Origin of the sequence: Chitinophaga sp. YR573, from assembly GCF_900110995.1 — a bacterium.
Taxonomy (GTDB): Bacteria; Bacteroidota; Bacteroidia; order Chitinophagales; family Chitinophagaceae; genus Chitinophaga.
In genome coordinates, this window is the sequence record NZ_FOJF01000002.1 from 889872 (window position 1) to 905020 (window position 15149).

16 protein-coding genes are annotated in these 15149 nt (G+C 43.7%); 10 read left to right on the forward strand and 6 right to left on the reverse strand.

The genetic code is table 11. The features are described 5' to 3' along the window. Positions 1-48 precede the first annotated feature (48 nt). Together BMW86_RS23385 and BMW86_RS23390 are read right to left on the reverse strand one after the other, a co-directional pair. The gene (locus tag BMW86_RS23385) at positions 49-969 is read right to left on the reverse strand and encodes an alpha/beta hydrolase family protein (protein ID WP_089784462.1); all 921 of its coding nucleotides are present in this window, start codon (positions 967-969) and stop codon (positions 49-51) included. Between the two features lie 48 nt (positions 970-1017). Beyond that, positions 1018-1383 carry a DoxX family protein gene (locus tag BMW86_RS23390; protein WP_089784464.1) on the reverse strand — a complete coding sequence of 122 codons (366 nt, stop codon included), beginning with the start codon at positions 1381-1383 and terminating at the stop codon, positions 1018-1020. 111 nt (positions 1384-1494) lie between these two features. On the opposite strand from BMW86_RS23390, the gene BMW86_RS23395 reads away from it, so the two are divergent. Both BMW86_RS23395 and BMW86_RS23400 read left to right on the forward strand, forming a co-directional pair. Then, complete coding sequence (locus tag BMW86_RS23395) at positions 1495-1875, forward strand: winged helix-turn-helix transcriptional regulator (RefSeq protein WP_089784467.1); 381 nt, start codon at positions 1495-1497, stop codon at positions 1873-1875. A 91-nt stretch (positions 1876-1966) separates the two neighbouring features. Continuing rightward, a complete protein-coding gene (locus tag BMW86_RS23400; protein WP_143056671.1) occupies positions 1967-2374 on the forward strand; it encodes a hypothetical protein in 408 nt (135 codons plus the stop codon). Between the two features lie 207 nt (positions 2375-2581). On the opposite strand, the gene BMW86_RS23405 is transcribed toward BMW86_RS23400, so the two are convergent. Together BMW86_RS23405 and BMW86_RS23410 are read right to left on the reverse strand one after the other, a co-directional pair. Beyond that, entirely contained in the window at positions 2582-3553 is a 972-nt protein-coding gene (locus tag BMW86_RS23405; protein ID WP_089784471.1) for an alkene reductase, read from the reverse strand. Positions 3554-3612: 59 nt separating this feature from the next. Next, on the reverse strand, positions 3613-4185 hold the full coding sequence (locus BMW86_RS23410; RefSeq protein WP_089784473.1) for a TetR/AcrR family transcriptional regulator: 573 nt from the start codon (positions 4183-4185) through the stop codon (positions 3613-3615). A 261-nt stretch (positions 4186-4446) separates the two neighbouring features. On the opposite strand from BMW86_RS23410, the gene BMW86_RS23415 reads away from it, so the two are divergent. The 7 genes from BMW86_RS23415 to BMW86_RS23445 all read left to right on the forward strand — a co-directional run bounded on the left by BMW86_RS23415 (position 4447) and on the right by BMW86_RS23445 (position 11415). Further along, complete coding sequence (locus BMW86_RS23415) at positions 4447-5022, forward strand: DUF4142 domain-containing protein (RefSeq protein ID WP_089784475.1); 576 nt, start codon at positions 4447-4449, stop codon at positions 5020-5022. Between the two features lie 125 nt (positions 5023-5147). Then, a complete protein-coding gene (locus BMW86_RS23420; RefSeq protein ID WP_089784477.1) occupies positions 5148-6518 on the forward strand; it encodes an exonuclease domain-containing protein in 1371 nt (456 codons plus the stop codon). Between the two features lie 119 nt (positions 6519-6637). Next, the gene (locus BMW86_RS23425; protein ID WP_089784480.1) at positions 6638-7567 is read left to right on the forward strand and encodes a phosphoribosylaminoimidazolesuccinocarboxamide synthase; all 930 of its coding nucleotides are present in this window, start codon (positions 6638-6640) and stop codon (positions 7565-7567) included. An 81-nt stretch (positions 7568-7648) separates the two neighbouring features. Next, positions 7649-9445, forward strand: a complete 1797-nt coding sequence (locus BMW86_RS23430; RefSeq protein WP_089784483.1) for an ABC transporter ATP-binding protein — start codon at positions 7649-7651, stop codon at positions 9443-9445. Positions 9446-9603: 158 nt separating this feature from the next. Further along, positions 9604-10050 (forward strand): DUF3276 family protein, encoded by a 447-nt coding sequence (locus BMW86_RS23435; RefSeq protein WP_089784485.1) that lies wholly within the window; start codon positions 9604-9606, stop codon positions 10048-10050. 110 nt (positions 10051-10160) lie between these two features. Beyond that, positions 10161-10760, forward strand: a complete 600-nt coding sequence (locus BMW86_RS23440) for a hypothetical protein (RefSeq protein ID WP_089784488.1) — start codon at positions 10161-10163, stop codon at positions 10758-10760. A 52-nt stretch (positions 10761-10812) separates the two neighbouring features. After that, the gene (locus BMW86_RS23445) at positions 10813-11415 is read left to right on the forward strand and encodes a hypothetical protein (protein WP_089784490.1); all 603 of its coding nucleotides are present in this window, start codon (positions 10813-10815) and stop codon (positions 11413-11415) included. 67 nt (positions 11416-11482) lie between these two features. On the opposite strand, the gene pgi is transcribed toward BMW86_RS23445, so the two are convergent. Beyond that, complete coding sequence (gene pgi / locus BMW86_RS23450; protein WP_089784492.1) at positions 11483-13135, reverse strand: glucose-6-phosphate isomerase; 1653 nt, start codon at positions 13133-13135, stop codon at positions 11483-11485. A gap of 38 nt (positions 13136-13173) precedes the next feature. Next, positions 13174-13965: a hypothetical protein gene (locus BMW86_RS23455; RefSeq protein WP_089784494.1), complete on the reverse strand. Its 792-nt coding sequence runs from the start codon at positions 13963-13965 to the stop codon at positions 13174-13176. A gap of 90 nt (positions 13966-14055) precedes the next feature. Here BMW86_RS23455 and prfB point away from each other — a divergent pair. Next, a protein-coding gene (prfB, locus tag BMW86_RS23460; RefSeq protein ID WP_143056672.1) for a peptide chain release factor 2 occupies positions 14056-15142 on the forward strand; the annotation gives its coding sequence in 2 pieces (ribosomal slippage) (positions 14056-14115 and positions 14117-15142; 1086 coding nt in all). Positions 15143-15149 lie beyond the last annotated feature (7 nt).

Below are 15149 nucleotides of genomic sequence, written 5' to 3' on the forward strand. Positions count from 1 at the left end.
AGGCTGTTTCTAATGTATGAAACAGCCTTTTAAGTTTTGATTATATGCTTATTTGCCTTCAACCTTACCCAGTGAATTCAACGCGGTGCAGGCCACAGGCCAGGCGGGATCTTCGGGGTAGAGCGCGCTGCGGAGGTAAGCCCAGGTAAGCTGCTGTACGGCGGCCACCCGATCAGGGTCTTCATCTGTTGTCTCAGTGACAAGATATCCGGAAATCCCGCCGAGCATATGTTCTGCTCCAAACAACGTAGCCAGCCACCTAGCCCCTGGGCTTAGCGTATACGCATCGGTGAACCAGTCCGGACCTCGAACGGTCAGCGGAGAGTAGTCTTTATCGCCCGCAACCACGAGCGTTGGCGTAGTCATTTCTGCATAGCTCTGGTTCAGATGAGGAAGATGCTCAGCTGCGAACGGGGTAAGGTCTTCGCCTCCTCGGCCACCTGCGCAAAGCAGCACACCAACCTTGATCCGGGGATCGGACATATCTTCGCCTAAGCTACCATCGGGACCAATCACTCTTGTGCCTAACAGCATCCCTGTTGTTTGGGCTCCAAACGAATGCCCTGCTGCGGCAATGCGGGTTTGGTCGAGGCGTCCTTTAAGCGTAGGAACAGCATCTTCAATGAAGTCAAGTTGATCGAGGATACGCTTCATGTCTTCAACGCGAAACCGCCAGATCAAAGGTTTTCGGGGATCGTCCGGACTGAGGCCCAATGTTCTTGAATCGAGAAAGGTGGGTTGGATCACGACGAAGCCGCGAGCCGCCCAGAAATGCACGAGCGGAGCATAGCCATCCAATGAAGAACCGAAGCCGTGTGCAAAGACAATAATTGGTAGTTGATTTCCTGTGATGGGTGCGGAAACCCGCACCTGCAGATCCTCGCCACGCCCCGGTGCTGATAGTATAACCGGACTTACAGAGATGACAGGGACAGCTCCGTCTCCGGAGATAATGATTGGTTTATTCATATAAATTTATTTAAGGGCACTAAGAGTACCGACCGCAAATGCAGGCGTTTACTTAACTACCACTTTGTGGAAAGTGATGTACGATACCACTAGTATCAAGAGAAGAACAAGCGGGGTTATCTGATTAAATGCAGGATCGCCAATTTCGTAATGAGAAAGGAACGCTGAAAAGAAATTAATAAAAAATCCGACGTACGCCCATTCCTTAATGCGCGCTGGGATTATCGGGATGCCTAACGCCAGTGCGCCCAGCAGCTTGGCAATTCCAAGTTCAATACGGAACCAATCGGGAAATCCAACATGCACGTAAGCATCCTTTAAGGCCGGATTAAAGAAATAGTTATAAAATGAGAATAACATCAGTAAGACAATAATGCCGGTAGTGATCCAATAGGTAATTTTTAACGCTTTCATGAATTTTTTTTGTTTTCAATGAATCGTAAAATTAATCAGCATAGCTTTACAAGCTATATGAGTTTACACAAGGAAAGTACTATCCTCTTATAAAGCACATTGATTTAAAAGATGAGAAAAAAAATAATTGGTGAAAAAATTCCCACTGATTGTAAGCAACATTTAAAGGCATTCAATGATACGCTGGACATTCTGAACGGGAAATGGATAGTTATGATTATCGGGTGCCTTGCACCTGGTAAAAAGCAATTTATGGAACTCCAACGTGTAGTGGAAGGTATAGGATCCAAGATGCTCTCAAAAGAGTTGCAGGAACTCGAATTAAATGGATTGATTAAACGGTCTGTGCAGGATACAAAACCCATCACAGTTGAGTATGAACTAACAGCGTATGGACGGACGCTCAAACCTATTATTGATGAAATGGCTTCCTGGGGGAAACAGCACAGAGAAAGGGTTATAAAAGAGATGACTGAGAAAAATGATTTTTAACGACATTAAGTTTTAAACGGAGTAGTTAATGCTTTGAAAAATTGATATGTATAAATTCAGGTATCTTATAGGTCTTATCTTTTTTGTTTTCATGGCTGTTATTATCTGGCATGGTAGCACGAAAGAATATAATAAGTGGGATGTGCTATTAAATAACAACATAATTATCCGGGGGAAGGTATTAAATATCAAAAAATCTCTTAATCATGGTTTTGGTGTTATTCTGTTGGAGCTTGATAGCACTAATCTGAAAGAGTTTAGTGGCCGCACAACCAGTGATGATATTATTTATCCATATAAAATAAAAGATGGAAGAGCAGAGCTATATATTCCTATTCCATATGAACTAGCTAAGGGTGATAAAGTGGTCGTGTACTCAAACGAAAGGAAAGGGCAGGGCTATGATGGAGATACACCGTCCAAAGAAAAGACTTTTTCAATATATATGATTAGTGATAATAGTCTTAATTATGTCAGGGAGAATACTGATCTGAAATAATGCTATTGTAAAAAAAGCAGCTGCCTCTTGTTGTGAAGAGGCAGCTGCTTTTTTATATAATGATTGGCTTTGGCAAGCCTCGTTAGTGTAGACTGGCTCTGTCAGGAGCCGTTGTATGATAGATCGGCTTATGCAGCCTACGTGTAATTAGCTGGACCCGGTTAAGAGTCCTTGTATATAATGATCGGCTTTTTAGAAGCCTACCGTTTAATTGAAGGCCCCTGTTTCACAGGGATTTTCGAAAGCCACTAAATCTGCCAATCCACTCTGCACTGTACGTTCTGCCTGCACTGCGTCAAAATTCCCATTCAATATTAATGTACCACGAAAACGTGATCTGATACCTGCCAGCAGCATCGCCGGAATGTTTGTTTCTCCTTCTACAAGATGGATGTAGGAAGGGGAGTATACATCTAACGCGTCTGCTAAATATTCATAAGTAGCATCTATTTCACTATGATGTTTCAGATCATTGATCTGGCTATAAGGAGATAAACGAATCCCTGTTTTATCTCTTCCAATACTATCACTTACGGCAGCCACTACTTCCAGAATAAAACGGACCCTGTTGGAAATACTACCACCATATTTATCAGTACGTTTGTTTACTTCAGGATGCAAAAACTGATCCATTAAATATCCGTTTGCCGCATGTAATTCCACTCCGTCAAAACCGGCAGCAATTGCCTGGGTAGCCGCTTTCACGTACAGCTTTACCATTTGTTCTACTTCCCTGGTAGTCATTGCTCTGGGAGTAGGATGTGGTTGCCATCCGTGAAGATCTGTCCATATTTCACCTTTTGCCATTACTGCAGATGGTGCCAGAATTTCTGTTCTTGCAGGCATGTTGGCAGGGTGGGAGATACGTCCTGTGTGCATGATCTGTAAGAATATTTTACCACCTTTCGCATGTACTGCGCTGGTAACACGTTTCCATCCCGCTATCTGTTCTTTGCTGTAGATGCCTGGCATGTGTGCATGTCCCATCCCGTTCTCTGAAAGCCCGGAGCCTTCTGCGATAATGAGTCCGGCGCCTGCACGCATGCTGTAATATTCTACCATCGCATCGTCCGGAATACCACTGGTAGTGCGGCGTTTGATGATAGTAGGAGACATCACTACCTTATTTGAAAGGGCATATTTGCCTATAGTTGCTGATGAAAATAAAGTTGGGTACATGTGGTTGTGTTTAAGGGTGATTCCTGAACGATCGTTCTGGAAATAGAGCAAAAAAAAGGCTAATGCCTGACGCTGTTAAGAATATGATCAACCAGTTTATCCAGCATACGTTTATCATTAAACAGCACATCCATCATCCACAGAGAACTGAAGCTGGCGTAAAGGAACTGAGCTAAGGTGGCAGGGTCTTTATCTGCCGGTATCTCTTTCAGTTCTTTTGCTTTTTCCAGCAAATCCTGCAACACAGCGATGCTTTGTTTAGCCTGTTGCTGTACCATCTCTCTGATCCCTTCATCCATAGATGCCAGTTCGAAAGAGGTCTTTACCATCAGGCAGGTTTTGCCTTCCTGACGTTTATCCAGTGTAGTACGCATGATATGTTCTACGGCAGCAAGTGGAGAAGTCTCTTTACAGCATTGCTTGAAATCAAGCAGTTTGTCTTTCCCGTAGTTTTTCAGGCATTGCTGGAAGAGCGCGTGTTTGTCGCCGTATGTATCGTATATGCTGGCCCGGTTAAGCTGCATCCCATCTACCAGGTCCTGCATAGAAGTAGCGCTGTACCCCTTCTCTAAGAAGAGGTCCTGTGCTTTTTCCAGCTTTTCCTGCGGATCGAATGCTTTGTTCCTAGCCATGATGCAAATGTAGAATTACAGAACGAATGTTCCAAATATATTTTAGAATGAGCGTTCTGCAATTGATGACCTGGGGAAAAGCATCTACGGGAAACCGCATTGTGCTGATAATCATTACTGTAGAGCTGTAAGCATTAAAGCCGCCATGAATGGGGATTTCTTATTACTGGTCTCTTATTTGCAAAACATACAACATTCAGCAGTACTACTTGTTATATACAAGGCGCTGCTGCTCTTATTGTTAAACCAAAAAAAGAATATATGAAAAGGGTTTCTTATTTAGCAACAGCCTTAATGGCTGCATGGATGTTACAATCTTGTGGTGGTAGTACAAACCCTGCCAAACATGATGATGCAGTAGACAGCGCAATAGCCGTAAACAAGGAAACGGCTCCTGTAGATAAAGAGTCTTCTGATTTTGCAGTAAAAGCCGCCGATGGTGGTATGCTGGAAGTAAGATTAGGTAAACTGGCTCAGGAAAAAGCCGTTAATCCACGGGTAAAAGAATTTGGCGCCATGATGGTGCGTGATCATTCCAAAGCATGTGATGAGTTAAAAGGCATTGCTGCTAACAAAAACATTACCCTGCCAGATAGCGTAGGTAATGATTACCAGGAGCATATCAGGGATATGGAGAAGTTATCAGGAAAGGATTTTGATAAGCACTACATGGATATGATGGTAAGCGGTCATAAAGACAATATTAATATGTTTGAGAAAGCCGCCGATGGACTGAGTGATCCGGATCTGAAAACATTTGCTTCCAATACATTGCCTACGCTGAGAGCCCACCAGGATTCCGCAAAGGCAGTATATGAAGCAGTAAAGAAAAAATAAAGACGGTAGTTGTTAGTCTTAGGGAGTATTGGAATGTTGAGTTCGGGAATGTCTCTCCTTCGGGCTAACAACTCTTTTTTTATTCCTCTGGCATTACTTTATATTTGTTAGCAGAGGAGAGAGTTATGTACGCTATTGTTGACATAGAAACTACGGGTGGTCATGCCGGCGCCAATGGTATTACAGAAATAGCCATTTTTATATACGACGGACACACCATTGTACAGCAATACGAAACGCTGGTGAATCCGGGTGTACCTATTCCCCGTTATATACAATCGCTGACCGGTATCACGGATGAAATGACGGCTACTGCTCCACCTTTTGATGAAGTGGCGCCAGACATTTATGATTTGCTACACGATAAGATCTTTGTTGCCCACAACGTTAATTTCGACTACTCATTTATACAACATCACTTATTACAGGCAGGGTACGATTTACGTACTAAAAAGCTGTGTACTGTTCGCCTGGGACGTAAAATCGTTCCCGGTTTACCGTCTTACAGTTTAGGTAACCTGTGCCGTTCGCTTAAAATTCCTGTAGAACAACGGCACCGCGCTGCCGGAGATGCTGCCGCTACTGTACGCCTTTTTGACTTACTGCTGAAACAGGATAATAAAAAAGCGATTGCAACGGCATTGAATGCCAGTTCCAAGGAACAGTTCTTACCGCCAAACCTTCCGCCGGAACAGGTGATTAATTTGCCAGTATCTCCCGGTGTATATTACTTCCACGACCAGAAAGGCAAAGTGGTATATGTAGGCAAGGCTAAGAATATCAAAAAGAGGGTAAACAGTCATTTTACGGGTAATAACCCCAGCAGGCAGCGACAGGAGTTCCTCCGGAATATCCATAGCATTACCTGCGAGGTAACCGGTACAGAACTGATGGCCATCATCCTGGAGAGTGTGGAGATCAAACGTCTGTGGCCGGTGTATAACCGCTCCCAGAAGAACGTGGAGTTCAAATTCGGGTTCTATGCTTTTGAAGATCAGGAAGGATATCTGCGCCTGGCAATAGAAAAGAAGCGAAAGTATACGACACCATTGCATTCCTTTCCGTTGCTGGTACAGGGGCATCAGATGTTACGCGGCCTGATCAGGGAGTTTGAGTTATGTCCCCGGCTTTGTTTCTTACAGAAAGGAGAGGGCAAATGTGCCCCTATTCCGGACCATACCTGCCGGGGTGCCTGTGACAAAGCGGAGAAAGCAGACAGCTACAACCTGCGGGTGAAGGCGGCTATTAACCATATGCAGCATCAGCAACCCTCTTTTATTATTGTAGATGAAGGGCGGGAACCGGAAGAGCAAAGCTGTATCCTGATGGAGAAAGGCCGCTTCTACGGGATGGGCTATATTCCCCGGGATACCGCGGTGACACAGGGAAATATGGTGAAGGAATGGTTGACCCAATACCCTGAGAACGAGTACATATTAAATATTATCCACCAATTTGCTGATAGCAATACCAGCAGGCTTTTCCAATTTTCTTAGATAATTAAGTTTACCTAAAGTATTTTTGCGAACCTGAATGCATAACCGGTTGTTGATATCACTGTTAACGTCCGGTGGATGAAGGAATTTATTAATAAATTTTTAATAGGTAATTATTCATGTTAGAGCCAAATTTCAAGTTTCCCAAGCAAACAGCATTTTATAAAGGGAAAGTAAGGGATGTATACACTATTGAGGATAAGCTGATGGTAATGGTAGTAAGTGACCGTATCTCAGCATTTGATGTGGTATTACCCCGTCCTATTCCTTACAAAGGACAGGTATTGAACCAGGTAGCCGCTATTATGCTGGAAGCTACCAAGGACATTGTACCTAACTGGGTAAAATCTGTTCCATTGCCTAATGTAACTATTGGTGTGAAATGCGAAACTTTCCCGGTAGAAATGGTCGTACGTGGTAACCTTACCGGTCATGCCTGGAGAACTTACAAAAGTGGTCAGCGTGTACTGTGTGGTGTAACTATGCCGGAAGGAATGAAGGAAAATGATTTCTTCCCTACGCCGATCATTACGCCTACTACAAAAGCGCATGAAGGTCATGATGAAGATATTTCCCGTGAAGAGATCATTGCCCAGGGTCTGGTAAGCAAAGAAGATTACGAGCAGCTGGAAAAATACACGCTGGCATTATTTGAGCGTGGTAAAGAAATGGCTAAGAAACGTGGTTTGATCCTGGTGGATACCAAGTATGAATTTGGTAAAGCAGGTGATACCATCGTTGTGATCGACGAAATCCATACACCAGATTCTTCCCGTTTCTTCTATGCAGAAGGATATGAAGAAAAACAGAAAGCCGGTGAAGCACAGAAACAGCTGAGTAAAGAGTTTGTAAGAGAGTGGCTGATGGAAAATGGTTTCCAGGGTAAAGACGGACAGAAAGTTCCTGAGATGACAGATGCATTTATCAAGAGTGTAAGTGAGCGTTATATCGAGCTGTTCGAAAATATTACCGGTCAGAAATTTGTGAAGGAAGATGTTGCTGACGCAGATGCTGTGAAGAAGATCAATGAAACGTTGAATACGTTATAACTACAAACAGGACACTCCTGATGAAGTTCAGGGGTGTCTTGTTTATAACCAGGCTCCGTCAGGAGTCTTTTGTTTTTTCATATGAAACACCTAGCCGCACTTAATAAATACTTTGTAAAATATAAATGGAGGTTTTTGCTGGGATTGATCTGTACGACGGTCTCCATTATATTCAGTGTATTCCAGCCTATTATGGTGCGTCAGATATTCGACCTGCTGGCGCAGAATATTGATAACTATCGTCTTATCAGTGATACGGGTATCAAGGGTGTATTCAGATCAGATTTTACTAAAGTACTGGCCTTTTATGGCGTTACCATCCTGTTGTTTGCTTTACTGAGTGGTTTTTTCCTGTATCTGCAAAGGCAGTCACTCATTGTGATGAGCCGTTATATTGAATACGACCTCAAGAACGAAATTTACCAGCATTACCAGGTGCTGGACCTCAACTTTTACAAGATGCACCGTACCGGAGATCTGATGAGCCGGATAACGGAAGACGTCTCCCGCGTACGCATGTACGTTGGTCCTGCTATCATGTATGCCACCCGTACTGTTTTTATGGTGGTGATAGTAGTGTACCTCATGATCGATGTAAATCCTCTTTTAACTTTATATACACTGTCACCGCTGCCTTTCCTGGCACTGACCATCTATTATGTCAATCATATTATTAACCGGAAGAGTGAAAGGATACAGGCGCAGTTGTCTAATCTGACCTCTATCGCGCAGGAGTCTTATTCCGGGATAAGGGTGATCAAGTCTTATGTACAGGAAGAGGGCAGTATCCGGCATTTTGAGCAGGAGAGTGAATCCTATAAAGACAGCTCTGTGAGTTTAGCGAAGACGGATGCCCTGTTTCAGCCTACTATGGCGCTGATGATAGGATTAAGTGTTGTGCTGACTATTTTCATTGGAGGGGTACAGGTGATACACGGAAACATTACCGTAGGTAACCTGGCTGAGTTTGTGATTTATGTGAATATGCTGATGTTCCCGTTCTTTTCCATAGGAATGGTGGCTTCCATGATACAACGTGCGGCTGCCAGTCAGCAGAGAATCAATGAGTTCCTGCAGATAAAACCAGATATTCAGAATAATCCTGCTGCTACCGCAATGACACTGAAAGGGCAGATCGACTTTAAGAACGTATCATTTACGTACCCGCATACAGGTATCCAGGCTATCCAGGATTTTAACCTCACGGTAAAACCGGGAGAAAAGGTAGCGGTTATAGGTCGTACCGGTTCCGGGAAATCCACCCTGGCGCAGTTGCTGATCAGGATGTATGACCCGCAGGAAGGAGCCGTGCTGATGGATAACACGGATATACGTCATATCAAACTGGAAAGCCTGAGGACCCAGATCAGTTATGTACCGCAGGACGTGTTTTTGTTTTCTGATACGGTGACAAACAACATCCGTTTCGGTACTCCGGAGGCTAACCTGGAAACCGTGAAAACGGCTGCCAGACAGGCTTCTATAGAAAGAGATATTGAAGGATTTACAGAAGGTTTTGAGACGATGATAGGGGAGAGAGGAGTGACTTTGAGTGGCGGGCAGAAGCAACGTATTTCCATTGCGAGGGGCCTGATCAAGAACCCGAACTTACTTGTATTTGACGATTGTTTATCGGCCGTAGACGCCCGTACGGAAAAGGAGATCATCGGTAACCTGTATGCTTATCTGAGAGATAAAACGGCTATCATTATCACGCATAGGATCTTTGCACTTTTCGACTTTGATAAGATCATTGTACTGGATGAAGGGAAGATCGTTGAAACAGGTACTCATGAAGATTTATTGTCATTAAACGGTTATTATGCCGACTTATACGCCCGTCAGCAATCGGGTGAAGAGGAAAATATAATAGAATAATAATCAAACCCTTATATATGCCTGGAAACCAGTGGTTAAAGGCGTCTTCTATCATTTTTCAAAATCATTTAAAATTATTTTGATATTTGTAAAACAATAGTATATTTGTTCCTTATTGGAAAAGGATTTGATTCGTTAACAACTTAAATCTATCAACTGTGGCGTACGAAAATACCAATCAGCCGGAAAGAAATAATGACAGTATCTTTTCGAAGCGATTGAAAGCGGGCAAAAGGAGAACGTACTTCTTTGATGTTAAGACCACTCGGGGAAATGATTACTTTTTAACCATTACAGAAAGCAAAAAACGCTTCAACGACAATGGTTATGACAGACACAAAGTGTTTCTGTACAAAGAGGACTTCAACAAATTCCTGAATGCATTAACAGAAACTATCAACTATGTGAAGACTGAGTTGATGCCTGACTTCGATTTTGATGCCTACAACCACGACTATGTACGCGATGATGAAGATGGTGAAGTGAGTGAAGTTGCTGCTGAAAACTCTACTGAATCAGTTTCAGTTGAAGCATCAGTTGCAGTGGAAGCTGCTGCTCCTGTAGTATCTGTTGCTTCTCATAGCGATGATGTTGACAAATGGTAATTGACAATATTTAATTTAAGATATCAGAACCTCCGGATTTTTCCGGAGGTTTTTTTATGCGTTTTTTAGTACCTTGTCTTATCTATTCAAGCCTATATTTGCCGACTTTCATGAGAAAACTAATACTGTTTGTAGCTGCCTGTATTATTTCTGTAAATGCCTTCTCCCAGAGTTTCCACCATGGCATTGGAGTCAGTATTTTTTTTGATAACATGACTCCTGACAAAATCACGGCTATTTCTGCTATCACTTATAGTCCCAGATATAACTTCAGAGAAACGGAAAAGATGTCTGCTTCCCTGGGGATTCCTCTGAGTATAGGGTTCGTTGGGGATGGTAATAATACGGTGTATTACGACGAAGTTACCGGCGAAGAAACTTCCGGCAGTATCAAGGGCTTTGCAGTGAATTTACCTTTGGTAGTGAACCTTAATGTGGGCGCGGGTTCTACTAAAGGTAACAAGCATAATATCGGTGGGTTTATAGGAGCAGGGTATACCTGGCATTATGTATCTTCCAGAGATTATACAAAGGATGGTAATGACAAAACTATTGGTGGCAGTTCTTTTGGCCCGACTATAAACGGAGGTTTCCGTTTTAATCTGGGAGGAGATCCTGTTGACAATATAGAATTAAGATTTTCCTATTACAAGGGAAGCAACAGAACGAGGTTAGAGATGTTCGGGATAGGGGCTATATTCAACTTCTAAGTTTGATAATCTATTATATTTAAGTATTCATCACCCTATATTGTAACCATCAATGAAAAAACAATTATTCCTGTTTACTGTAGCATGCGTATTATCTATTAGCGCATTTTCTCAAAGCTTTCAGCATGGTGCTGGCATCGGTCTTTATTTTGATAACATGGTACCTGATAATGTGGGTGTTGGTTCTGCCTTTACCTACAATCCAAGGATCAATTTTACAGAAACGGAAGCTACTTCTTTATCTGTAGGTATTCCACTTACTGTCGGATACATACAGAATGCTTACTCTGTCTATAATGGGAGTAGTTTAATTCAAACGGCAACCGGTTTTATGGTGAATGCTCCTGTGATAGTGAATTTTAATTTTGGAGGAGGTTCTTCTAAGAAGAGTAAAGGTCGTATAGGCGGGTTTATAGGAGCGGGATATGGTTTCCATTATATATCTTCCCGGGATTATTATGCTTATGATGAAAGCAATGGTGTAGTTGTTAAGTCTGTTGGTGGTAGTTCTTTCGGTCCCGCTGCTAATGGGGGGATGCGTATAGCTGTTGGTCGCAAGCGTACTAAAAATATAGAAATAAAACTTTCTTATTACGCTGGAACGAGTCAGAACAAGGTGGATTTGTATGGTGTAGGAGCGGCGTTTAACTTCTAAGTTTTTTAATTTAAATAAAGAAAGCTCCCGGAGGGAGCTTTCTTTATTTAAACATTATTTGTTAAGACTATTTCTTCATCTGTTTCCAGGCATTGATCAATCCATTGGTGGATGCATCATGGCTGGTTACAGCATCATTACTTACTAATTCGGGTAGTATTTTATTGGCCAGTTGTTTACCCAGTTCCACACCCCACTGATCAAAACTGTAGATATTCCAGATAACACCCTGTACGAAGATCTTATGTTCGTATAATGCTACCAGTGAGCCCAGTGAGCGCGGAGTGATTTCTTTTACCAGGAATGAATTGGTTGGGCGGTTGCCTGTGAATACTTTATAAGGCATTACTGCTTTAATATCTTCTTCCTTCATACCGGATTTTTCCAGTTCGGCACGTACCTCTTCGGCCGTTTTACCGTTCATGAGCGCTTCCGTTTGTGCGAAGAAGTTAGACAACAGTTTTACGTGATGATCACCGATAGGGTTGTGACTGATAGCAGGAGCGATAAAGTCGCAAGGCACGATACGGGTACCCTGGTGAATCAGCTGGTAAAAAGCATGCTGGCCATTCGTACCGGGTTCTCCCCATACAACAGGACCTGTTTCATATGTTACTGCTTTACCGGTACGGTCTACATACTTACCGTTGCTTTCCATATTACCCTGCTGGAAATAGGCTGCAAAACGGTGCATGTACTGATCGTAAGGCAGGATCGCTTCGGTGCCTGTACCAAAGAAGTTACCATACCACAGGCCAATAAGGCCCATGATCACCGGGATGTTCTTTTCAAGGGGAGTAGTGCGGAAATGTTCATCTACAGCATGCGCGCCTTCCAGTAATGCTTTGAAATGTTCAAAGCCGGTGGTGAGGGCAATGCTGAGACCAATAGCGGACCATAAGGAATAACGGCCACCTACCCAGTCCCAGAATTCGAACATGTTAGCCGGGTCTATACCGAACTCTTTTACAGACTTTTCATTGGTAGAAAGGGCTGCAAAGTGTTTGGCAACATGCGCTTCATCTTTAGCGTGTTCCAGGAACCATGCACGGGCAGTAAGCGCATTGGTCATTGTCTCCTGGGTAGTAAATGTTTTGGAAGCGATGAGGAAGAGGGTTTCTTCCGGATTTACTTTTTTCAGTGTTTCGGCGATATGGGTACCATCTACGTTAGATACGAAGTAAGGCTGCATACCGGGGCGCCAGTAAGGTTTCAGGGCTTCGGTTACCATTACAGGGCCGAGGTCGGATCCACCGATACCGATGTTTACGATGTAACGTATAGGCTTGCCGCTATAACCTTTCCACTCACCACTGTGAATGCGGTTACAGAAGCTTTCCATTTTATTGAGCACGCCTAATACATCGGGCATTACATCTTTGCCGTCCAGGTTGATGGGGCTACCGGATAAGTTGCGGAGGGCCACATGCAGTACTGCACGGTTTTCTGTCATGTTAATTTTCTCAGCACCAAACATGGCTTTGATGCCATCTTCTACGCCGCATTCTTTAGCCAGCGCCAGTAATTGCGTTCGGGTTTCTTCCGTGATGATGTTTTTGGAATAATCGAACAGTATATCTTCAAAGGAGAGGGTGAATTTTTTAAATCTGTCTGCGTCTTCTTTAAACAGGTTACGCAGGTGTGTTTGCTTCATTTTTTCAGCATGCTGCTGCAACTGCTGCCAGGCTTTTGTAGCTGTTGGATTCGTCTTTGGAAACATGTGTGCTAATTTTATTGTACCAAAAGTAAGAAATTGCGTTATCGTTTTTTCATTAATTGTATAAGTGCAAGTAGTAGAATCACGGCCATTGCTACTATACAGGCTGCTGTGACGGGGTAGGCAACAGGTGTGCCGGCTTCCTGCCGTTTGAGGATGATGCCATATAACGCCCATAACGCAACAGCTCCTGTTATTATATTCTTTCTCTTGATTATCAGTAGGCTAACTGCCACAGTGCATATCAAAATGAGAAAAATAGTCCACGGAATGCTGGTACCGGTACCGCCTAAATACACGCTGAGGGCGCCAATATTTGCGACGGTAGCCACGCATACCCATCCCAGGTAGAGGCTAAACGGGAGGTGTATAAATAATTTTTCCGGCCAGTCGACTTTCTGAACGGCTATATTAAAGTTCATATTGATAGCGAAGAGAGATACCAGTAATGATATCATGATGAGCATGGACAAAGGGAGGAGTTCATAATGCCAGGTAAAGAGCCAGCAGGTATTGGCCAGGCAGGAGAACAGCCACCAGGCGCGGAGGCGTTCCATGAACACTTCCAGTTCCTCCTGATGTTTACCGGAGAAGGCCAGCCATAGCTGGTAGACGATGAATCCAAGGAGGGAAAGGTAAATGATTCCCCAGATGTAAAAGGTGATTCCCGCAGGCGTGAACAGGTTGCTGTATTTCTCTGATATGTTGGCAGGACTTTTCCCGTTTAGCATATTGAGGCTTGCCATTGCGTTGACGGCTATCACCATTATGTACCCTATTGCATTAAAGACCGCAGTGTTTTTGTAATAAGGTGTCTTATGGGATGCAGTCATAGATAGTACCTTTAAAATTTTGAAGAGGGATGGATTTATGTGAGAATCAAGCAAAAATTGTTCCCCTTTTTCCGTAACTTTGCGCCCATTATGACAGCAGAACAATTAAAAGCTATGAGGGACCGCCTCCACGTTCTGGGAGGTTTTCTTTAACGTCCCTGACCGCATAGCTAAAATAGAAAATGATAAGCAGCTTACGTTAGCCCCCGGATTCTGGGATGATAATGTTCGTGCTACATCTATCCTGAAAGAGATCAAAGTAAACAAGTTTTGGGTAGATCTTCATGAGCAGGTAGGAACTGCCATAGAGGATAGCAGCGTGTTACTCGACTTCCAGAAAGAGGGTGAAGCCACTGAGGAAGAAGTACAGGTTGCCTACGCAGCTGCAGTTGATGCGCTGGACGAACTTGAGTTTAAGTCTACACTGAATGAGCCGGAAGACGAAATGCCGGCAGTACTGACCATCAATTCCGGTGCCGGTGGTACCGAAAGCCAGGATTGGGCGGAAATGCTGCTGCGTATGTACCGTATGTATGGTGAAAAGCAGGGTTGGAAAGTCTCCGAGATCGATGTACAATATGGGGATGGCGCCGGTATTAAATCGGCTTCCCTGGAATTTGATGGTGGCTTTGCCTATGGCCTGCTGAAAGCCGAGAGTGGTGTTCACCGACTAGTGCGCATTTCTCCGTTTGACGCCAACGCCCGCAGGCATACCTCTTTCGCTTCCATCTTTGTATATCCTCTGGTGGATGATACCATCACTGTTGCGGTGAACCCTGCCGACCTGGTATGGGAGTTCTACCGTTCAGGAGGTAAAGGCGGACAGAACGTAAACAAGGTAGAAACTGCTGTGCGCCTGAAGCACATCCCTTCCGGCATTATCATAGAATGTCAGCAGGCACGTACGCAGGGAGAGAACCGCGAAAAGGCGCTCACCATGCTGAAATCCCGCCTGTATGAAGAGGAGATCCGCAAGCGTGAGGAGTTGAAAAATGCCGCCAATGCCAACAAGCGCAAGATAGAATGGGGATCACAGATCCGTTCCTATGTATTCCATCCGTACAAGATGATCAAAGATCACCGTACTGATTTTGAAGTAGGTAACGTACAACCCGTGATGGATGGCGAGTTGGGTGGCTTCATCAAGGCTTACCTGATGATGGCTAAAGAAGAATAAAGTATTA

Excerpts from the sequence above, each read along its gene's own strand:
- BMW86_RS23385 (WP_089784462.1), bottom strand. The coding sequence starts at position 969 with ATGAATAAACCAATCATTATCTCCGGAGACGGAGCTGTCCCTGTCATC.
- BMW86_RS23390 (WP_089784464.1), bottom strand. The coding sequence starts at position 1,383 with ATGAAAGCGTTAAAAATTACCTATTGGATCACTACCGGCATTATTGTC.
- BMW86_RS23395 (WP_089784467.1), top strand. The coding sequence starts at position 1,495 with ATGAGAAAAAAAATAATTGGTGAAAAAATTCCCACTGATTGTAAGCAA.
- BMW86_RS23400 (WP_143056671.1), top strand. The coding sequence starts at position 1,967 with ATGGCTGTTATTATCTGGCATGGTAGCACGAAAGAATATAATAAGTGG.
- BMW86_RS23405 (WP_089784471.1), bottom strand. The coding sequence starts at position 3,553 with ATGTACCCAACTTTATTTTCATCAGCAACTATAGGCAAATATGCCCTT.
- BMW86_RS23410 (WP_089784473.1), bottom strand. The coding sequence starts at position 4,185 with ATGGCTAGGAACAAAGCATTCGATCCGCAGGAAAAGCTGGAAAAAGCA.
- BMW86_RS23415 (WP_089784475.1), top strand. The coding sequence starts at position 4,447 with ATGAAAAGGGTTTCTTATTTAGCAACAGCCTTAATGGCTGCATGGATG.
- BMW86_RS23420 (WP_089784477.1), top strand. The coding sequence starts at position 5,148 with ATGTACGCTATTGTTGACATAGAAACTACGGGTGGTCATGCCGGCGCC.
- BMW86_RS23425 (WP_089784480.1), top strand. The coding sequence starts at position 6,638 with ATGTTAGAGCCAAATTTCAAGTTTCCCAAGCAAACAGCATTTTATAAA.
- BMW86_RS23430 (WP_089784483.1), top strand. The coding sequence starts at position 7,649 with ATGAAACACCTAGCCGCACTTAATAAATACTTTGTAAAATATAAATGG.
- BMW86_RS23440 (WP_089784488.1), top strand. The coding sequence starts at position 10,161 with ATGAGAAAACTAATACTGTTTGTAGCTGCCTGTATTATTTCTGTAAAT.
- BMW86_RS23445 (WP_089784490.1), top strand. The coding sequence starts at position 10,813 with ATGAAAAAACAATTATTCCTGTTTACTGTAGCATGCGTATTATCTATT.
- pgi (WP_089784492.1), bottom strand. The coding sequence starts at position 13,135 with ATGTTTCCAAAGACGAATCCAACAGCTACAAAAGCCTGGCAGCAGTTG.
- BMW86_RS23455 (WP_089784494.1), bottom strand. The coding sequence starts at position 13,965 with ATGACTGCATCCCATAAGACACCTTATTACAAAAACACTGCGGTCTTT.